Source organism: Streptomyces sp. NPDC088766 (assembly GCF_044750845.1).
Classification (GTDB): Bacteria; Actinomycetota; Actinomycetes; order Streptomycetales; family Streptomycetaceae; genus Streptomyces.
Window position 1 is genome coordinate 60,400 of record NZ_JBIVKQ010000032.1, and the last position, 17,674, is coordinate 78,073.

Genomic DNA, 17,674 nt, shown 5'->3' on the forward strand with positions numbered 1-17,674 from the left:
CGCGGGTGGTGGTCGGGCACCGTGCTCGTCGGGCACCGTGCTCGTCGGGTCACGGGGGACCGAGTCCGCCGTCGACCGGCAGCCGGGCGCCCGTCGTGAAGGTCGCGTCCGTTGCCAGGAAGAGCGCGGCGCGGGCCACCTCCTCGGCGGCGCCGAGACGGCCCAACGGCGGCAGGGGGACGGCGCCGCCGCCCGGCGCCTCGATACAGCCCGGGGCCACCGCGTTGACGCGGATGCCGCGGGAGACGAGCTCCCTGGCGAGCGCGTGCACGGAGGCGGGCGACGGGGGAAGGGCGGTGAGGACGACCGCGCCGCCGTCCCTCAGACTCGGCACCAGGGCCTGCACCGTGGACATGGCGTCGGCGAAAAGGAGATCGACGCCGTCTCCCGGGGCGAGGCAGCCCTCGAGTGCGCCCGGTGCGACGACACGGGCGGCGGAGCCCAGCTCGTTGCCCATACGGACGCGCTCCTGCGGGGTACGGGCGGTCAGCAGGACCTCCGCGCCTCCCTCCACGAGGCGCTTGGCGATGGCCAGACCGATGCCGCTCGCCGCACCGACCACCACCACGGCCCTCCTGTCCGCGTACTTGGCCATGTGCGCCGCTCCTTCCCCGGATGCGCTGTTCCCGCCGGGCGCGCGGTGCCACCCGTCGGGAACGACTGTGCGCGGGGGCGCTTCGGAAATCCTTCGGAACGGCTGCGGGCCGGCCGGTCGCACCGGACGAGTGGGTGAAGATGCGTCCGAAGGGAGCGGGGGGGGGGTGGACTTCCCCGCCGCCGGGGCCCGATCCGTCGGCGGAGCGGCGGGCCGGGCAACCGGAGACGGCGGCCACCCGTACATATGCAGGTACATATACAGTGACTCGCATGCGGTTTGGGGTGCTTGGGCCACTGGTGGTGTGGGACGACGGGGGAGAGACGGTCAAAGTCCCCGAAGTCAAGGTCCGCGCGCTGCTCGCGAACCTGCTCGCGCACGACGGGGGCCCGGTCGCGGCGGACCGCCTCATCCACGACCTGTGGGGCGACCGGCCGCCGGGCAGGCCCGCGGGCGCCCTGCAGGCCAGGGTCTCCCAGCTGCGCCGGGTCCTCGGCCGGGATCGGGTGGTGCGGCAGCCGCCGGGCTACCGGCTGCGGCTCGACGGTGACGGCGACGAGGTGGACGCCGTACGGTTCGGCGCCCTTGCCGCCGAGGCCCGCCTCGTCCAGGACCCCGGCGCGCGAGCCGCGCTGCTCACCCAGGCCCTCGAACTGTGGCGGGGACCCGCATACGCGGATTTCGCGGACGAGGAGTTCGTGCGGGGAACCGCGCAGCGCCTCGCGGAACAGCGGCTGTCCGTGCTGGAGGAACAGGCGCAAGCCCGTCTGGAGGCGGGAGGCCATGTGCTCCTCGCGGGAGAGCTCGCCGACCTCGTGGCTCAGCACCCGCTGCGGGAGCGCCTGCGCGCCCTGCAGATCCGGGCCCTCTACGTGGCGGGACGTCAGAGCGAGGCCCTCGCGTCGTACGAGGACCTGAGATCCCGCCTCGTCGGGGAGCTCGGGGTCGATCCCAGCCCCGAGCTCACCGCACTGCACCAGGCGGTGCTCCGGCAGGATCCCGAACTGGCCCCCGCCCCCGGCGCACCCGGCGGCGGACGGCGTGGCCGGCCTTCACCGGGTTCCCGGCCCCGCTCGGACGGGGGAGTTCCCCTCCGCCACGCGCAACGACCGCCCGCCGCGTTCGAGGACCTGCCCCCGACCGGTATCCGCTCGAACCTGCCCGTTCCCCTCACTCCCCTCATCGGCCGGCACCGGGCCCTCACCGGCCTCTCACACCTTCTCGGCTCGGCACGGCTGGTCACCCTCACCGGCCCCGGCGGCGTCGGCAAGACCCGCCTGGCCGTGGCGGCGGGCACCGCGGCAGCGGCCGACGCCGGTGGACTTCCCGACGGTGTCTGGCTCGTCGAACTCGCCGGCACCCGTGTCGGCACCGCCGCCGACCTCGCCCAGGTCGTCGCCACCACCCTCGGCATCAGGGACGACGCTCCCTCCGTCCTGCCGGGCACGTGCACCGGCACCCCCTCCCCGGTGCACCACCTCACCGCTGCCCTGCGGGACCGTCGCACCCTGCTCGTCCTGGACAACTGCGAGCACGTCATCGAGGCCGCAGCCGAACTGACCGAGGCACTCCTGCACGCCGCACCCGGCGTGCACGTCCTCGCCACCAGCCAGGAACCGCTGGGTCTGACCGGCGAGGAGGTGTTCCTGGTCGAGCCCCTCCCGACCGCCGACGCCGTCCGGCTGTTCATGGAGCGTGCCTCCGCCTCCGGCTTCCCGCTCGATCCGGACACGTCCCACCCGGGCGACCGGGACACCGTCGCCGAGATCTGCCGCCGCCTCGACGGCATTCCGCTCGCACTCGAACTCGCCGCGACCCGTGTACGCGCCCTGGGCGTGCGGGAGCTGGCCGCCCGGCTCAGCGACAGGTTCCGGGTCCTGACCGCGGGACGGCGTGGGGCGCCGGCCCGCCAGCAGACCCTGCGGGCGGTGATCGACTGGAGCTGGGAACTGCTCAGCGCGCCCGAGCGCATCGTCCTGCGCCGCCTTGCCGCCTTCAGCGACGGCTGTGACCTCGAGGCCGCCGAAGCGGTGTGCACGGGGGAGGGGGTCACCCGCGACGAAGTGCTCGATCTCGTGACGCGGCTGGTCGACCGGTCCCTCGTCGCCGTCGTGGACGTGCCGGCCGGGCGGCGCTACCGGCTCCTGGAATCCGTCTCCGCGTACGCGAGGGAGCGACTGCACGAAATGGAGGACCTCACCGCCGTACGTGACCGCCATCTGCGCCACTACCTTGCCCTCGCCGAACGTGCGGAGCCTCAGCTGCGCGCTGCCGGGCAGCAGTCCTGGCTCGCCCGTCTGGACGCCGAGACCGGCAATCTGCGCGCGGCGTTCGACGAGGCGTTGCGCCGCGCCGCCGCGGACGACGCGGACGACGCCGTACGGCTCGCCACCGCCCTGTCCTGGTGGTGGCTCCTGCGGGGCCGCCTCACCGAGGCCCGCCGCAGCCTGCGGGCCGTCCTCGGAGCCCTCCCGCAGGACGCGGGTCCGCCCGGTCACGTTGCCCCTGAACTCGTCCTGCTGCACGCCGCGTTCGCGCTTCTCACCGGCGAGCCCGGCGCGGCCTCCGCCATCCGTGCCGTCGAGGCCGTTCCCGACACCCTGCACCGGGCCCGCGCCCTGTGGCTGTGCGCGTACGGCTTGTTCAGCGCGGGCGCCACCACCGACGGCGACGAGCTGAACACCCGTGTCCTCGCCTTCTCCGCCGCCACGAAGGACCAGTGGGGCACCGCCGCCGCGCTCGGCCTGCGGGCGATGCTCGCGCTGGTCCGCGGCGACCTGGCCGGGCTCGGCCGCGACGGGCTGCGCAGCGCCGGTCTCTTCCGCGAACTGGGCGACCGATGGGGAGAGTTGCAGACCGTTTCGCCGCTGGCCGCGCTGGCCGAGATCAAGGGCGAGTACCGGGAAGCGGCACACCGCCAGCACGAAGGGCTCAGGATGGCCCGGGAGCTGGGACTTGAGGCGGAGGTTTCGGCGCGGCTCTCCGGGCTCGGCCGGCTCGCGTTGCTCGCCCGCGACTGGGACCGAGCCCGCGACCTGCACGAGCAGGCCCGCCGCATCGCCCTCGAACAGGGCTACAAGTACGGCGAGATCCACTCCGAGATGGGCCTCGCCCTCGGCGCGCGCCGCTCCGGCGACCTCGACGCCGCCGAAGCGCACCTGCTGCACATCGGCGACGGCCACGCGGACGTCTCCTCCCGGGCGGGCGACCACCTCCTCCTGGCCGAACTCGGCTTCGTCGCGGAACTCCGCGGCGACGCGGCCCGTGCCACCGCTCACCACCTGTGCGGTCTGGACGTCGCCTGTTCCCTCGGCGAGCCGCGCGCCCTCGCGCTGTCGCTGGAGGGTCTCGCGGGAGCGTTGGCCTTGCGCGGAGACGAACCCGCCGCCACGTGCGCAGTCGTACTGCTCGGCGCGGCGGATGCGGCCCGGCGAGGCGTGGGCGCCCCGCTGCCGCCCGCCGAGCGCGCAGACGTCGACCGCATCGCGGCGGCGGCACGGGCCGCCCTGGGCGGGCCCGCCTTCGCGGAGGCGTTCGACCGTGGCACACGGCTGGCCGTGGAGGAGGCGGTACTCCATGCCCGGACGACACTCGACCGGCTGATGGGCGAGGCCGGTTGAGCACGGGCCGGTGTCCTGCGACGGCTCGAGGACGTGTCCCCCGGGATCCGCCGGCCCGTGTCGCGCGCCGGGTTCCGAGGCGATCGCATCGGCGGCCCCGAACGGCAGCCGTCAACCCAGGAGTTCGCGTACGAACGCGGCGACCTGCTCGACCTCGATGAGGAAGCCGTCGTGACCGTGGGGGGATTCGATCACCCGGAGGTCGTCCGCCGTGCCGATCCCGGCGGCCAGCTCCGCCTGCTGGGTGAGGGGATACAGGCGGTCCGAGCTCACTCCGGCGACAAGCGTCCTGGCGGTCACACGGCGCAGGGCGGCGCGCGTACCGCCACGACCGCGACCGATGTCGTGCGTGTTCATGGCGTCTGCGAGCACGACATAGCTGCCCGCGTCGAAGCGGCGCACCAGCTTGGCGGCGTGGTGGTCGAGGTAGGACTCGACCTGGTACCGGCCGCCGTTCCAGGGGTCCTCCGCACCCTGGGGCGTGCGACCGAAGCGGACCTGCAACTCCGGTTCGCTGCGGTAGGTGACGTGGGCGAGGCGGCGGGCCAGGCCGAGCCCCGCGTGCGGGCCCCGGCCCGTGCCGTGGTAGTCGCCGCCGCGCCAGTACGGGTCGCCGCGGATGGCGTGGAGCTGAATGCCGGCCCAGGCGATCTGCTCCGCGCTCGCCGCCGCCGTGGTCGCGAGCAGGAGGAGCGCGCCCGTGCGCTCCGGATACGACACGGCCCACTCCACGGCGCGCATTCCGCCCATGGAGCCGCCGACCACCAGGGCCCAGCGGCCGATGCCGAGCGCGTCGGCCAGGCCGGCCTCCGCGGCGACCTGGTCACGTTGTGTCAGAGCGGGGAAGGAGCCACCCCAGTGTCGTCCGTCCGGACGCGTCGAGGACGGTCCGGTGCTGCCCTGGCAGCCGCCCAGCACATTGGGGGCGACGACGAACCAGCGGTCCGTGTCCAGGGCCAGACCGGCCCCGATGAGCCCGTCCCAAGGCCACGGCCGCCGTCCTCTGACCACCCGGCACCGAGGTGCCCCTCAACCCCGGGTGCGGGCCTCCAGCGCGTGCAGGACGGCCGCCATGTCCTCGTCGCCGTGGCCCTGTTCGACGGTCTCGCCGTAGAGGGCGTGGCAGACGTCGAGGAGCGGGGAGGCGATGCCCGCCGTGCGGGCGGCCCGCGCGATCAGGCGGTTGTTCTTCAGGACGTCCGCGGCCGCCGCCTGGACGGTGAAGTCGCGGGACAGCAGTTTGGGCGCCTTGACCCGGGAGACCGCGCTGGCCATCGGGCCCGCGTCCAGGACGTCCCGCAGCAGGCGCCGGTCGAGCCCGTGCCGGTCGGCGAAGTGGAAGGCCTCGGCCAGACCGGTGACCAGGGTGATCAGGAAGAGGTTCACCGAGAACTTCATCAGCAGGGCGCCCGGCACCCCGCCGCACTCGAAGGTCTCGCGGCACAGCGGGGCCAGCAGCGGGCGTACGGCCGCCACGGCGTCGTCGTCCCCGGCCAGCATGGCGACCAACTCGCCCCGCTCCGCCGGGACCCGCGAGCCGGAGACCGGCGCCTCCACGTAACGGCCGCCCGCGGCCAGGATGTCGTCCCGCAGTTCGCCGGAGTACTCGGGCGCGGTCGTGCCCATGTGCACGACGGTGTGTCCGGCGACGCGGGCGGCGAAGTCCGGGGTGCCGCGGCCGAGGACCGTGTCGACGGCCGTCTCGTCGGCCAGCATGAGGATCACCGTGCCGGCCCGCTCGAAGACCTCGGCGGGGCTCGCCGCGACCTCGGCCCCGGCGGCGCGCAGGGGCTCGCAGCGGCCGGGGGTGCGGTTCCACACGAGGAGGGGCGTCGCGGCTCGGGCGAGGTTGAGTGCCATGGGCTGCCCCATGACCCCGAGGCCGAGGAAACCGACGTACGTCATGTGCTGCCTTTCCTGGCCCGTGCCGAGGCGGAGCCATTGCCGTCGCCCTGGGCGGGCCACTATGACAGCCGTCATGGTAGGCGCTCCCATGACGGCTGTCATAGAGTGGGCGCCGGTCAGTCGCGACATCCTGGAGGTCGACCATGGCGCCGTCCGAACGGGGGCCGCGTGAGCGGATGGTCTTCAGCGCGGCCCAGCTCGTCCGGCGCGAGGGCGTCGGCGCCACCGGCATGCGCGAGGTGGCCGCCCACGCGCGGGCGCCCCGGGGCTCGCTCCAGCACTACTTCCCCGGCGGCAAGGAGCAGCTGGTCAACGAGGCGCTGGCCTGGGCCGGCCGTTATGCGGCCGGCCGGGTGACGCGGTTCCTGGCCGCGCTGCCCGAGCCGACGCCGAGCGCTCTGTTCGGCGAGATGGTGCGGCAGTGGACCGACGAGTACGAGTCGGCCGGGTTCGCGGGCGGCTGCCCCGTCGCCGCGGCCACGGTGGACTGCGCCGAGTCCGTCGAGTCCACGCGGGAGGCCGCGGCCGCCGCGTTCGCCGTCTGGAACGGCGCCGTGGCCGACGCCCTGACCGGCATGGGTGTCCCGTCGGAACGGGCCGCACCGCTGGCCACGCTCATGATCGGAGCCCTGGAGGGGGCGATCCTCATCGCCCGTGCCGAGCAGGACGTGCGCGCGCTGACGGGCGCGGCCCGTGAACTCGGTCCGCTGCTCGACGCGGCGGTGAGCCGCAAGGGCTGAACGGACGGCGCTACGGCCGCACCCGCGCCGTGGCCGACGGCGACCCGGGCTCGTCGCACCTCGGCGCCCTGGGCGCGTCCTCGGCGTGCCGGGTCAGGGCGCAGACCGTACGCAGTGCGACCTTCCAGGTGTCGCCCTGCCGGACGGCCGCACCCGGCCCGCCGGGGTCCAGCGCCCGGCCGTCGCGGGTGAGGGTGTAGCCGACGGCGGCGTCCTGGGACGTCGTGTACGCCACGGAGGTCACCGTGGCGCGCAGGCGGCCGCCGAGGCGGTCGGCGAAGAGGTTCTCGATCATCAGGGCGTTCTGGGGGCCGTCCTCGACCGCCCCGCTCCGGTCGTCGACGGAGGAGCCCGGGGCGAAGAGGGTCTTCCACGCGGCCCGGATGTCCCGCTCGGCCCCGTCCGGGTCCGCCGGGGCGGTGCCCGTGGGGGTGGGGGACTGCGCGGTGGGCGGTGGGGAGCTGCCGGCGGGGGCCGGTGCCGCCGCGGAGCCGGTGGGCGGCGGGGCCGGCGCGGTCCGCGTCGCGCCGTCGCCTTCGCCGCCGCCGCAGGCGCCGGTGAGGACGAGTGCGGCGGCGGTGGCCGCCCAGCGGGCCGCACGGCGTGTCGCAGGGGGCACAGGGGACGCAGGGGGCATGGACTCCTCCGGGTTGCCTGGGACAGCCCTACCCGGAACGTGCTGAAACATCCCGGCACGTGCCGTGCGCGGGAGTGCCGGGAGCGGGCGCACGCCGGTTCGCGGGAGTGGCGGGAGCGGCGTCCACCGCGCTCGTGAGGGGGCTGGGAGCGGGCGTCCGCCACGTCCGCGTCGGGGGAGAGGGCTACGGCCGGGCGTGCGCCCCGTCCGCCAGGGTGCCGTGGCGGTGCCGTCGGCCGGACCGTACGCCTCGGGCGGGCGCCGGGTGCGGGTACCCCGCGGGCAGGTCCGTGTGCGCGGGAGGCGGCGGCGCCGACCACAGCCGTACCGCCGTCAGCGAGGCTCCCAGGGTGATCGAGCCCAGGGCGGCCACCGCCCACCCGAGTCCGGCCGCCGCCCCCAGCCAGCCCGCCAGCGGGTACGTCAGCAGCCAGCAGCCGTGCGACAGCGAGAACTGCGCCGCGAAGGCCGCCGTCCGCGCCTCGGCCGGCGCCGCACGGCGGATCAGCCGTCCGGTCGGCGTCAGCACCATCGCGCAGGCGGCACCGAAGGCGGCCCACACGGCGAGCAGGGCGGGCCACCGCCAACCGCCGCCGCCCGCGCCGGTGACGGCACCGAGCGCGGCGAAGACGACCCCGAGCAGCGCGGCCCCGCGCACCATCACCGTCCGGTCCGGCACCCGGTCGAGCAGTCGGGGCAGGACCAGGGCCACGGTCATCGAGCCGGCGCCGTACGCACCGAGCGCGAGGGGCACGGCCCCGGTCGGCAGGCCCAGGAAGTCGCGTACGTAGACGACGGTGTTGACGGTCACCATCGCGCTCGCCGCGGCCACCGCGAGGTTGAGGGCGAGCAGCGCCCGCAGCGCGGGGACGGTGCGGAACAGCCGGGTGCCCGCCGCGGCCCGGGCGCGGGCACCGCCCGCCCGTGCCGGGCGGACCGGGGGCAGGGCGGCGGACACCACGAGTGCGGCCGAGGCGAGGAAACCCAGGGCGGTGCCTGTGAACAGCCGGTTGTAGGTGACGACGGACAGCAGGACCGCCGCCAGGGCCGGTGAGAACAGGCTCTCCAGGTCGTACGCGAGCCGGGACATCGACAGCGCCCGGGTGTAGTCGTGCTCCTCGGGCAGCACCTCGGGGACGACGGCCTGGAAGGCCGGGGTGAACGCGGCCGAGGCGGACTGGAGCACGAAGACCAGGACGTACACCTGCCACACCTGGTCGACGAAGGGGAGCAGCAGGGCGATTCCGGCACGGGTGAGGTCCGCCGACAGCATGAGGGCCTTGCGGGGGAGGGCGTCGGCCAGCGCGCCCACGGCCGGGGCGATCGCCACGTACGCGACCATCTTGATCGCGAGCGCGGTGCCGAGCACCGAACCGGCGTCGGCGCCCGCGATGTCGTAGGCCAGCAGCCCGAGAGCCACGGTTGCCAGACCCGTGCCGACCAGGGCGACGACCTGGGCGGCGAAGAGGTGGCGGTAGCTGCGGTTGCGCAGGACGGCGAGCATGCGGGAGGCCCTCTCGGCGGCGCGGTCCGGGTCGGTGCCACGAGTGTAGCTGTCATGTGCGCATCTGTGCACATGATGAAGTGATGTGCGCGCGGTCCCTGACGCTCGCGATCCCCGGCCGCCCGATCGTGCCTCGGGCGCCCGATCGTGCCTCGGGCGGATGGCCGCCCCGCGGACGGATGGCTCTAGGCTGGCCCCATGTCCGACAGCCACCCCATCTCACCTGCGGCCGATGTGCATCTGCGAGCCCCCGACAGTGCGCGGCTGGCCGAGGCCACCGGGGTGTTCGCGATGCTCTCGGACGCCACCCGGCTGCACCTGCTGTGGCTGCTGGCGCAGGGCGAGTCGGACGTCGGCTCCCTCACCGAACGCTGCGGCGCCTCCCGGACGGCGGTCAGCCAGCACCTGGGGAAGCTGCGGCTCGCCGGTCTCGTGGACACCCGCCGCGACGGCCGGCACATCCACTACCGGCTCAGCGACGGCCATCTGCGGCGCCTGGTCCTGGAGGCGCTGAGCCACGCCGACCACCGGGTGAGCGGACAGGCGCCGCACGGCTGACCTGCCGGGGGAGCCGACCTGCCGGGGTGGCGGACGGGCGGCGTGGCGGACTGGTGGCGTGGCGGCGTGGCCGACGGGCCGTCCGCACGGCGGGCCGAGGGCCCCGCGCACCCGTGCCCCGTGCGCGAGGGCCCTCGGCCGTCTGTCCGGCTACTGCCGGGCGGCGCCCCGGCGACGGACGAGGAACACCGCGGCCAGGGCCGCGGCCAGGACCGCCGCGACGATGCCGGTCCAGGCGCCCGCGGACAGGCCCCCCTCGTCGTCCTTCGCGGTGTCGGCCGCCTGCGGGGACGGGTCGGTGGCGGTTTCCCCAGCCGTCGGCGCCGGGGTCGCCGCGGGGCTCGCCGGGACGCTGGGGGAGGGGCTGACGGTGTGCGCGCCGGGCGCGGCCGCCCTCAGCTTCAGGACGGGTGCCTCGTTGCCGTGCCCGTGGTCGTCGCCGCCGGACCCGCCCAGCTCGATCCAGCGGTCGACCTTGCCGTCGCCGTAGGTCTGGAGCGTCTTGAACGCCAGCTCCTTCACGTCGGGCAACTGCCTGACCACCACCGAGAGTTCGACGTCCTCACCGACCTTCACGGCCGGGCCCTTGACGCGGTAGCCGTCGGCGGTGGCGGCGAACTCCCAGCCCGCCGGGCCCTCGCCGTAGGTCACGTCGGCCGGCTCGATGCCCTCGGGCAGGACCACCCGCAGTTCGGTGATGCCGGCGGTGGCGGACTCCGACTCGGCCACGAAGGTGAGCCGGACGTTCTCGGCGAGGGCCTGCGCTCCGGCCGACTCGACCTCGACATGGGCGGCGGCCGGAACGGCGGTCAGCAGGACGGCGGTCGTCGCGGCGGCCACCGCGAGTGTCAGGCGCCGCGCGCCGCGCGGCAGGGTGGTGCGGGACATGGGTCTCTCCAGGTACGGGGTGTGGCGGGAGCCGTACGGCCGCTGCCGACGGGCTCTCCCACGAGGTCGGTTGACGAGGGCGGACCTCGACCGGGGAGGCCCCCGTCGGACCAGTGCGTGTGCCAGCACCGGCCCGAAGGCGGGCAACCGGTCCCCCTCCGCCGCGACGGGCGCGACCGGCGCACCGGACGCGTAACCCACGCGTCGCGTCGCCCCGAGGAGCAGACGGGCGCGGACGGCGTCGAGCGCGGCCGTCAGCCCGCGCGCCAGCGACCAGCACACCGTGTCCGCGCGGTGCAGCAGGACGGCGGCGCCCGCCGCGACCAGGACGTGGGCCGCCGTCATGGCCAGGGAATCGTGCAGCCGCACGTGCCGGGCGGCGTGAGCGTCGTGCGGGGCGTGGACGTGTGCGGCGGGCGACGCCTGCGGGTGCCCGGTGTGCGTCAGCCACCGGTGAAGCCCGGACTGCGCGAGGACACTCACGACGACGACCGTGGCCGGACGGCGCGGGCGGCGCGTGCCGGCCAGTCCCAGGCCGAACAGCACGGCGGCCGCGGTCGCGCCCCGCGCCCACGGCACCGGCCGCTCCGCCAGCAGTTGGTGCGCGCCGGTCCCCAGCACCGTGCCGACGACGGCGAACACCGCGGCCCGCAGGACGGGCAGGGGCGGGCGTGGTGTCGTCGTGGGCTGCTGCATGGCCCGCCCATCATGCGGTACCGGCCGTGTGCCGGGTGCGCGGCCCGGGAAAAGTGGCCGATCGGCAGCGGGGTCCAGCCGGCCGGTCCGGCGGTGGTGGCCGTCCGGCGCGAGGGAGTTGAACAACCTCCCGGTACCGGCCGTACCCCTGGGCAGTCGTACGCCCGGCCGCCGACGGCCGGGTGCAGTCAGGGACCGGAGGACGGAGAGGCACGTGCCACAGCAGCCGCGGCGAGCACACACCGGCCGCACCCCCACCACCGCCCGCCTCCCGCGGGGCGCCACGATCGCCGGAGGCCTGCTTCTGCTCTCCGCCGTCACGGCCTGCGGCGGTGGCACGGAGGAGGTTGCGGTGAACAGCGACCCGGCGAAGATCTCCGCCGCCCCCGCGGCCGGGGTCGTCGCCCCGGCGAAGGTCGAGGTGATCGCCGGACTCACCGGCTGCGAGGCGGACATCCGCATCGAGGCCGACGAACTGCGCCAGGGCGCGTGCACCACCGCGGACGGCGGCTACCTCATCACCACGTTCCCGGAGGAGCGGCTCAAGGAGACCTGGCTGGACTCCGCGAGCGTGTACGGCGGCACGTACCTGGTCGGCACCCGCTGGGTCGTCAGCGCCGAACCGGGGATGCTGGAACGGTTCCGCGGCAGACTCGGCGGCTCCATAAGGGAGTTGAGGGGCATGGGCAGCGGGCCGGAACCGGGTGCGAGCACTTCTTGACGGTGGGCGCGGACCGGTCGGGTCCGCGGCGGACCGACGCGTTTCGCGCCGCCCGCGGGCACCGGGCGGTCCGGCGGGGCTTGTTCGCCGTGGTAGCCATGGCGCATGCTGCCTCCCGGCGGGCAGGAGATCGTGAACCGGGAGGCATGTGGTGAACGGCGCAGTCGTGCGGGCGATGTGGGAGCGGTTCGAACTGGTCCACGACCTGGTCTACTTCGCTCCCGAGGCGCACCTGGCCGCCGACGAACTCGGCATGCGCGGCTTCTGGATGGGCTACTTCGCCTTCCGGGCCGCACCCCTCGGCCCCGTTCCGGCCGCCGTCGTCACCAGCTCCTTCTACGTCTTCCACCCCGACCGTGTGACGCGTGCCGTCCCCGACGCCTGGCGATACGCGGATCCGGCCGATGTCCTCTCGGCACGCGAGCGGGCCATGGACGCCGCTATGACCCGTGTGCTGGGGCCGGACACGGTCGGTTCCGCCGAGCTGGCCGAGGCCGCCGACCTCGCCTGGGAGGCGGCGCAGGCCGCCGACACGGCGGGACGCGTCCTCGGCGCCGCCAACCAGGCACTCCCGCGGCCGGCACAGCCGCACGTCAGGCTCTGGCAGGCGGTCACCACACTGCGCGAACACCGGGGCGACGGGCACATCGCCGCCCTGGTCGGCCACGGCCTGGGCCCGGTCGCGGCGATGGCGCTGAAGTGTGCGGCGGGCGAGTCGGACGAGGAGGTGCTGCGGCAGACCCGCAAGTGGGACCTCCCGGCATGGCGGGCGGCACAGGCCGAACTGCTCGACCGCGGCTGGCTCGACGACGAGGGCCGGCTCACCCCCGCCGGGGAGACGGCCCGCGCGGCCGTCGAGGCCGGGACGGACGCCGCGGCGGCCTCTCCCTGGACGGCCCTGGGCCCCGACGCGACCGCCCGCCTCGGCCACCTCCTCGCCCCCCTGGCCGACGCCGTGCGCGAGTCGGGCCTCATCCCGGACGGCAACCCGGTGGGACTCCCCGCCGCGACGGCGGCGGAGAAGAGCTAGACGGTTGCGCGGGGCTCCGGACCGGCTGCCTGCGGAGGGCGCCCGCGCCCCCCTGCGAGGGGCTCTCGACCGGCGGTCGCCGGGCTGATCCACCCCGGGCGGGCTGAGCTGCGCCGCACGGCGCGCTGCGTCCCCTCCTCCCCGGCGCGACGCCGCCCGCCCCGCCTCAGTACCCTCCGAACCATGCGGATCTCCGTTTCTTCCGACATGGACGAACCCGTCGCCCGCGCGCTCGTCGCGGAGCTGCGCGGGCGAGGGCACGACGTGGTGCCGCACGGCGCGCTGCGGCCCGGTTCGGACGCGCGGTGGGCGGTGTGCTCGGAGGCGGCGGCCCGGGAGGTGGCCGACGGGGCCTCGGAGCAGGCCGTGGTGTGCTGCTGGACGGGCACGGGCGCCTCCATCGCCGCGAACAAGGTCCCCGGCGTCCGCGCGGCCCTGTGCACCGACGCCCCCACGGCCGACGGCGCCCGCCGCTGGAACGACGCGAACGTGCTCGCCCTCAGCCTGCGCCTGACCTCCGAGCCGTTGCTGAAGGAGATCCTCGACGCCTGGTTCGCCGCCGAGCCCAGTGAGGACGCCGAGGACCGGGGCAACGTCCTGCACGTCGGCCGCATCGGCCGCATCGGCCCGACCGGCGACGACACAGCGCCCTGACGGCCATCCGCGGCGTGCACCGGCGGGGTGGGTCCCGCACCCGCCGCAGGGGATCCGGCACCCGTCCGGCACCCGTCCGGCACCCGTCCGGGCTCCGCCGGTTCGGCCGGTTGGGTCGGTCGGCCCTGGCGGGTACCCGGTGGCAGGGAGAGGGTGGGAGGGAACGGACCCGCCCGCACCCCGCCGAAAACCGATCCGGAAGGGACCCCCGATGTCCGTCGACACCCAGCAGGCGTCCGACCGCCTCACCGACGACGAGCTGAGGACGCTGGACGCCCACTGGCGCGCCGCGAACTACCTGGCCGTCGGCCAGATCTACCTCATGGCCAACCCCCTGCTCACCGAGCCGCTGCGGCCGGAGCACGTCAAGCCGCGGCTGCTCGGCCACTGGGGCACCTCGCCCGGGCTGAACCTCGTGTACACCCACCTCAACCGTGTCATCCGCAGCCGTGACCTCGACGCCCTGTGCGTGTGGGGCCCCGGCCACGGCGGGCCGGCGGTGGTCGCCAACTCCTGGCTGGAGGGTTCGTACACCGAGACCTACCCCGACGTCACGCGGGACGCGGCCGGCATGGCCCGGCTGTTCAAGCAGTTCTCCTTTCCGGGCGGCATTCCCAGCCACGTCGCTCCCGAGACGCCCGGCTCCATCCACGAGGGCGGCGAACTCGGTTACGCGCTCTCCCACGCCTACGGCGCCGCCTACGACAACCCGGACCTGCTCGTCGCCTGCGTGATCGGTGACGGCGAGGCCGAGACCGGGCCGCTGGCCGCGTCCTGGCACTCCAACAAATTCCTCGACCCCGTCCACGACGGGGCCGTCCTGCCGATCCTCCACCTCAACGGCTACAAGATCGCCAACCCGGCGGTGCTGGCCCGGATCCCCGAGCCGGAACTCGACGAACTCCTGCGGGGCTACGGCCACGACCCGATCCACGTCACCGGCGACGACCCGGCCGCCGTGCACCGCGCCATGGCCGAGGCCATGGACACCGCGCTGGACCGGATCGCCGCGATCCGGCGCGCCGCCCGCGAGGAGGGCGCCGGCGAGCGCCCCCGCTGGCCGGTGATCGTGCTGCGCACCCCGAAGGGCTGGACCGGACCCGCGCAGGTCGACGGCCTCCCGGTGGAGGGCACCTGGCGCGCCCACCAGGTGCCGCTCTCCGCCGTCCGGGACAACCCGGAGCACCTGCGCCAACTCGAGGCGTGGCTGCGCTCCTACCGGCCCGAGGAACTCTTCGACGAGCGGGGTGCCCCCCGGCACGACGTACTGTCCTGGATCCCCGACGGTCCCCGCCGACTCGGCGCCACCCCGCACGCCAACGGCGGACTGCTGCTGCGCGAACTCCCCCTGCCCGCCCTGGAGTCGTACGCCGTCCCCGTCGACAAGCCCGGCACGACGGTGCACGAACCCACCCGCGTCCTGGGCGAGTTGCTGGAGGAGGTGATGCGCTCCACCGCCGAGCGGCGCGACTTCCGGCTGGTCGGCCCCGACGAGACCGCCTCCAACCGGCTCGAGGCCGTGTACGGCGCCACCGGCAAGGCATGGCAGGCGCAGACCCTCCAGGTCGACGAACACCTCGACCGGCACGGCCGGGTGATGGAGATCCTCTCCGAACACACCTGCCAGGGCTGGCTGGAGGGATACCTGCTCACCGGCCGGCACGGACTGTTCTCCTGCTACGAGGCGTTCGTGCACATCGTCGACTCGATGGTCAACCAGCACATCAAATGGCTGCGGGTGACCCGCCGGCTGCCCTGGCGGGTGCCCATCGCCTCCCTCAACTACCTGCTGACGTCGCACGTCTGGCGCCAGGACCACAACGGCTTCTCCCACCAGGACCCGGGCTTCGTCGACCACATCCTCAACAAGAGCCCCGAAGCCGTGCGCGTCTATCTGCCGCCGGACACCAATACGCTCCTGTCGGTGGCCGACCACGTGCTGCGCAGCCGCGACTACGTCAACGTGGTCGTGGCCGGCAAGCAACCCTCCTTCGACTGGCTGACGATGGACCAGGCACGCGCCCACTGCGCCCGCGGCGCCGGCATCTGGGACTGGGCGGGAACCGAGAACGGCACCCGCGAACCGGACGTGGTCCTCGGCTGCGCGGGCGACGTGCCGACCCTGGAGGTGCTGGCGGCGGCCCAGTTGCTCCGCCGGCACCTGCCCGAACTCGTGGTCCGTGTGGTCAACGTCGTCGACATCGCCCGCCTGCTGCCGAGCGAGGAGCACCCGCACGGCATGAGCGCCTTCGAGTACGACGGCCTGTTCACCACCGACAGGCCCGTCATCTTCGCCTACCACGGCTACCCGTGGCTGATCCACCGGCTCGCCTACCGCCGCACCGGCCACGGCAACCTGCACGTGCGCGGCTACAAGGAGATCGGTACGACGACCACGCCGTTCGACATGGTCGTCCGCAACGACCTCGACCGCTACCGACTGGTCATGGACGTCATCGACCGCGTCCCCGGCCTCGCGGTGCGCGCCGCGGCCGTACGCCAGCGGATGGAGGACGTCCGGCTGCGCCACCACGACTGGATCCGGGTCCACGGCACCGATCTGCCGGAGGTCGCCGACTGGGCCTGGGACGGCTGACCGGCACACCGGGCAGGGCGCACGGACCGGTGCGGACGGCGCAGGGGGAGGGGCAGGGGCCGGGCGTGCGTGCGCCCTGGTACGGCGCCGGATCCGGTGCCTACAGTGGTCGGCCGGCCCCGCGGCACGGATTCCCGGCGGGGCGAGCCCCATCCTTGCGTGGTCACCGGCCGTCCCCGGCCCCGGCAGCCGTCCGGGCCGGGGACGGCCCGCACACCGGCGCGGCTCCCAGGGCGACGGGTGCGAGGACCACCCGCGCGACAGGCACCACACCGTGACGGCGTTCGGGCCGCGCGACCGGGCCCGCGGTACGAGCGCGCGTCGAGAGCCACTGGAGGCCGCTGTGTCCCGACCGTGCATCGCCCTGATCGCCGATCCGACGTCGTCCGAAGGCTGCCGGGAGTACCTCGCCGACGCCGTGGAACTGCTCACCGGCACGCCGCCCGTGCGCGTCGACGCCCGCCACTTCGCGACCGGCGCGTCCGGTCGAGGCATCCGCGACGGAGACCGCTTACGGCTGCAGGTCGCCGAGGAGGGGCTGGACTTCGTGCCCGACATCGTCGTGCTGTACGAGATCCCGCCGCATCGCCGCCGTGCCCTGGCCGGCTTCCAGGAACTCCTCGACCGCCATGACGTGGTCACGCTCGGCACCGGCCCCGAGGCCTGGCGGACCGCCACGGAGAAGAACCTCACCGTGGAGCGCTTCCGCCGGGACGGCATCGCCCAGATGGAGACCGCCGTCCTGTCCCGTCCCACCACCCGGGAGGCCGGCGAGGCGTTCGAGCGGCTCGGGGGCGACACCTGGGCGCGGCCCGTCGTCGGCACCGGCGGCAACGACACCTTCCACGTCACCACCCGCGCCCGGCTGGAGGCGGCCACCGACTACTACGCCGGGCACGGCACCGACTGGATGCTCTCCCGCGACGCGGGCAACTTCACCGCCGACGGACTGCGCCACCAGTTCCGCGTCTTCGTCCTCGGCGGACGCGTCGTGCACGCCCGCGAACATCTCCAGCCCGCCGCCGACACCCCCTGCAACACCTGCCAGGGAGCCACCCCGGTCCCCATCGCCCCGCCGGACCTGCCGCCCCGGCTCACCGAACTCGCCGTCGCCGCCACCGCGTCGGTGGGCCTGCCCTTCGCCGGGGTCGACCTGGCCGTGGAGAACGGCGGCGTCGTCTTCGAGGTCAACGTCCAGCCGGCCTTCGTCGACGGCGAGCTCGAGACCGTGGCGGTCCCGTACGTCAAGGCCCACCTGGACGCCTACGCGCGCGCGGCGAGCGGCCTGCGCACGGTCCGCCGGCCGCACCCGACCCGGGCGATCGGAACCGGCAGCCGGGGCTTCACCGCCCCGGCGTGAACCCGGTCGTCCGCCCTCGTCCGGGGACGCGTCCTCGTCGTGGGGCCGTCCCCGTCCGGCCCGGTCCGGGCCGAAGACCCTAGCTTGATCTTTAACGTGCGCCGTCGAACGGTGCGTCGTACTTGATCACTCGGTTCGGTAACTGCCGTACGTGGAAGCGGCCTTCGTCT

At 74.8% G+C, this 17,674-nt stretch carries 14 protein-coding genes; 8 read left to right on the forward strand and 6 right to left on the reverse strand.

What is annotated here, in order from left to right:
• Positions 1 to 49: 49 nt before the first annotated feature.
• The gene (locus tag ACIP5W_RS32150; RefSeq protein ID WP_401480993.1) at positions 50 to 595 is read right to left on the reverse strand and encodes an SDR family NAD(P)-dependent oxidoreductase; all 546 of its coding nucleotides are present in this window, start codon (positions 593 to 595) and stop codon (positions 50 to 52) included.
• A gap of 272 nt (positions 596 to 867) precedes the next feature.
• Between ACIP5W_RS32150 and ACIP5W_RS32155 the strand changes: the two genes are divergently transcribed.
• Positions 868 to 4,215, forward strand: a complete 3,348-nt coding sequence (locus ACIP5W_RS32155) for an AfsR/SARP family transcriptional regulator (protein ID WP_401480995.1) — start codon at positions 868 to 870, stop codon at positions 4,213 to 4,215.
• 111 nt (positions 4,216 to 4,326) lie between these two features.
• Here the strand turns inward: ACIP5W_RS32155 and ACIP5W_RS32160 are convergent, their stop codons facing one another.
• Positions 4,327 to 5,226 (reverse strand): homoserine O-acetyltransferase, encoded by a 900-nt coding sequence (locus ACIP5W_RS32160; protein WP_401480997.1) that lies wholly within the window; start codon positions 5,224 to 5,226, stop codon positions 4,327 to 4,329.
• Between the two features lie 18 nt (positions 5,227 to 5,244).
• Positions 5,245 to 6,120, reverse strand: coding sequence for an NAD(P)-dependent oxidoreductase (locus ACIP5W_RS32165; RefSeq protein WP_401480999.1), 876 nt, complete (start codon positions 6,118 to 6,120; stop codon positions 5,245 to 5,247).
• 143 nt (positions 6,121 to 6,263) lie between these two features.
• Between ACIP5W_RS32165 and ACIP5W_RS32170 the strand changes: the two genes are divergently transcribed.
• A complete protein-coding gene (locus ACIP5W_RS32170) occupies positions 6,264 to 6,860 on the forward strand; it encodes a TetR/AcrR family transcriptional regulator (protein ID WP_401481001.1) in 597 nt (198 codons plus the stop codon).
• 10 nt (positions 6,861 to 6,870) lie between these two features.
• On the opposite strand, the gene ACIP5W_RS32175 is transcribed toward ACIP5W_RS32170, so the two are convergent.
• Positions 6,871 to 7,497 (reverse strand): hypothetical protein, encoded by a 627-nt coding sequence (locus tag ACIP5W_RS32175; RefSeq protein ID WP_401481003.1) that lies wholly within the window; start codon positions 7,495 to 7,497, stop codon positions 6,871 to 6,873.
• A 184-nt stretch (positions 7,498 to 7,681) separates the two neighbouring features.
• Positions 7,682 to 9,001 (reverse strand): MFS transporter, encoded by a 1,320-nt coding sequence (locus ACIP5W_RS32180; RefSeq protein WP_401481005.1) that lies wholly within the window; start codon positions 8,999 to 9,001, stop codon positions 7,682 to 7,684.
• Between the two features lie 198 nt (positions 9,002 to 9,199).
• Between ACIP5W_RS32180 and ACIP5W_RS32185 the strand changes: the two genes are divergently transcribed.
• Positions 9,200 to 9,559 (forward strand): metalloregulator ArsR/SmtB family transcription factor, encoded by a 360-nt coding sequence (locus tag ACIP5W_RS32185; protein ID WP_363089483.1) that lies wholly within the window; start codon positions 9,200 to 9,202, stop codon positions 9,557 to 9,559.
• A 150-nt stretch (positions 9,560 to 9,709) separates the two neighbouring features.
• Here the strand turns inward: ACIP5W_RS32185 and ACIP5W_RS32190 are convergent, their stop codons facing one another.
• Positions 9,710 to 11,143: a DUF1775 domain-containing protein gene (locus ACIP5W_RS32190; protein WP_401481007.1), complete on the reverse strand. Its 1,434-nt coding sequence runs from the start codon at positions 11,141 to 11,143 to the stop codon at positions 9,710 to 9,712.
• A 214-nt stretch (positions 11,144 to 11,357) separates the two neighbouring features.
• Here ACIP5W_RS32190 and ACIP5W_RS32195 point away from each other — a divergent pair, with 214 nt between their 5' ends.
• From ACIP5W_RS32195 to ACIP5W_RS32215, 5 genes are all read left to right on the forward strand, one after another.
• On the forward strand, positions 11,358 to 11,864 hold the full coding sequence (locus ACIP5W_RS32195) for a hypothetical protein (RefSeq protein ID WP_401481009.1): 507 nt from the start codon (positions 11,358 to 11,360) through the stop codon (positions 11,862 to 11,864).
• Between the two features lie 151 nt (positions 11,865 to 12,015).
• Entirely contained in the window at positions 12,016 to 12,894 is an 879-nt protein-coding gene (locus ACIP5W_RS32200) for a hypothetical protein (protein WP_401481011.1), read from the forward strand.
• Positions 12,895 to 13,077: 183 nt separating this feature from the next.
• On the forward strand, positions 13,078 to 13,548 hold the full coding sequence (locus ACIP5W_RS32205; protein ID WP_401481013.1) for an RpiB/LacA/LacB family sugar-phosphate isomerase: 471 nt from the start codon (positions 13,078 to 13,080) through the stop codon (positions 13,546 to 13,548).
• A 211-nt stretch (positions 13,549 to 13,759) separates the two neighbouring features.
• A complete protein-coding gene (locus tag ACIP5W_RS32210; RefSeq protein ID WP_401481015.1) occupies positions 13,760 to 16,144 on the forward strand; it encodes a phosphoketolase in 2,385 nt (794 codons plus the stop codon).
• A gap of 343 nt (positions 16,145 to 16,487) precedes the next feature.
• Positions 16,488 to 17,504 carry a RimK family alpha-L-glutamate ligase gene (locus tag ACIP5W_RS32215; protein ID WP_401481017.1) on the forward strand — a complete coding sequence of 339 codons (1,017 nt, stop codon included), beginning with the start codon at positions 16,488 to 16,490 and terminating at the stop codon, positions 17,502 to 17,504.
• Positions 17,505 to 17,674 lie beyond the last annotated feature (170 nt).

Excerpts from the sequence above, each read along its gene's own strand:
- ACIP5W_RS32150 (WP_401480993.1), bottom strand. The coding sequence starts at position 595 with ATGGCCAAGTACGCGGACAGGAGGGCCGTGGTGGTGGTCGGTGCGGCG.
- ACIP5W_RS32155 (WP_401480995.1), top strand. The coding sequence starts at position 868 with ATGCGGTTTGGGGTGCTTGGGCCACTGGTGGTGTGGGACGACGGGGGA.
- ACIP5W_RS32165 (WP_401480999.1), bottom strand. The coding sequence starts at position 6,120 with ATGACGTACGTCGGTTTCCTCGGCCTCGGGGTCATGGGGCAGCCCATG.
- ACIP5W_RS32170 (WP_401481001.1), top strand. The coding sequence starts at position 6,264 with ATGGCGCCGTCCGAACGGGGGCCGCGTGAGCGGATGGTCTTCAGCGCG.
- ACIP5W_RS32175 (WP_401481003.1), bottom strand. The coding sequence starts at position 7,497 with ATGCCCCCTGCGTCCCCTGTGCCCCCTGCGACACGCCGTGCGGCCCGC.
- ACIP5W_RS32180 (WP_401481005.1), bottom strand. The coding sequence starts at position 9,001 with ATGCTCGCCGTCCTGCGCAACCGCAGCTACCGCCACCTCTTCGCCGCC.
- ACIP5W_RS32185 (WP_363089483.1), top strand. The coding sequence starts at position 9,200 with ATGTCCGACAGCCACCCCATCTCACCTGCGGCCGATGTGCATCTGCGA.
- ACIP5W_RS32190 (WP_401481007.1), bottom strand. The coding sequence starts at position 11,143 with ATGCAGCAGCCCACGACGACACCACGCCCGCCCCTGCCCGTCCTGCGG.
- ACIP5W_RS32205 (WP_401481013.1), top strand. The coding sequence starts at position 13,078 with ATGCGGATCTCCGTTTCTTCCGACATGGACGAACCCGTCGCCCGCGCG.
- ACIP5W_RS32210 (WP_401481015.1), top strand. The coding sequence starts at position 13,760 with ATGTCCGTCGACACCCAGCAGGCGTCCGACCGCCTCACCGACGACGAG.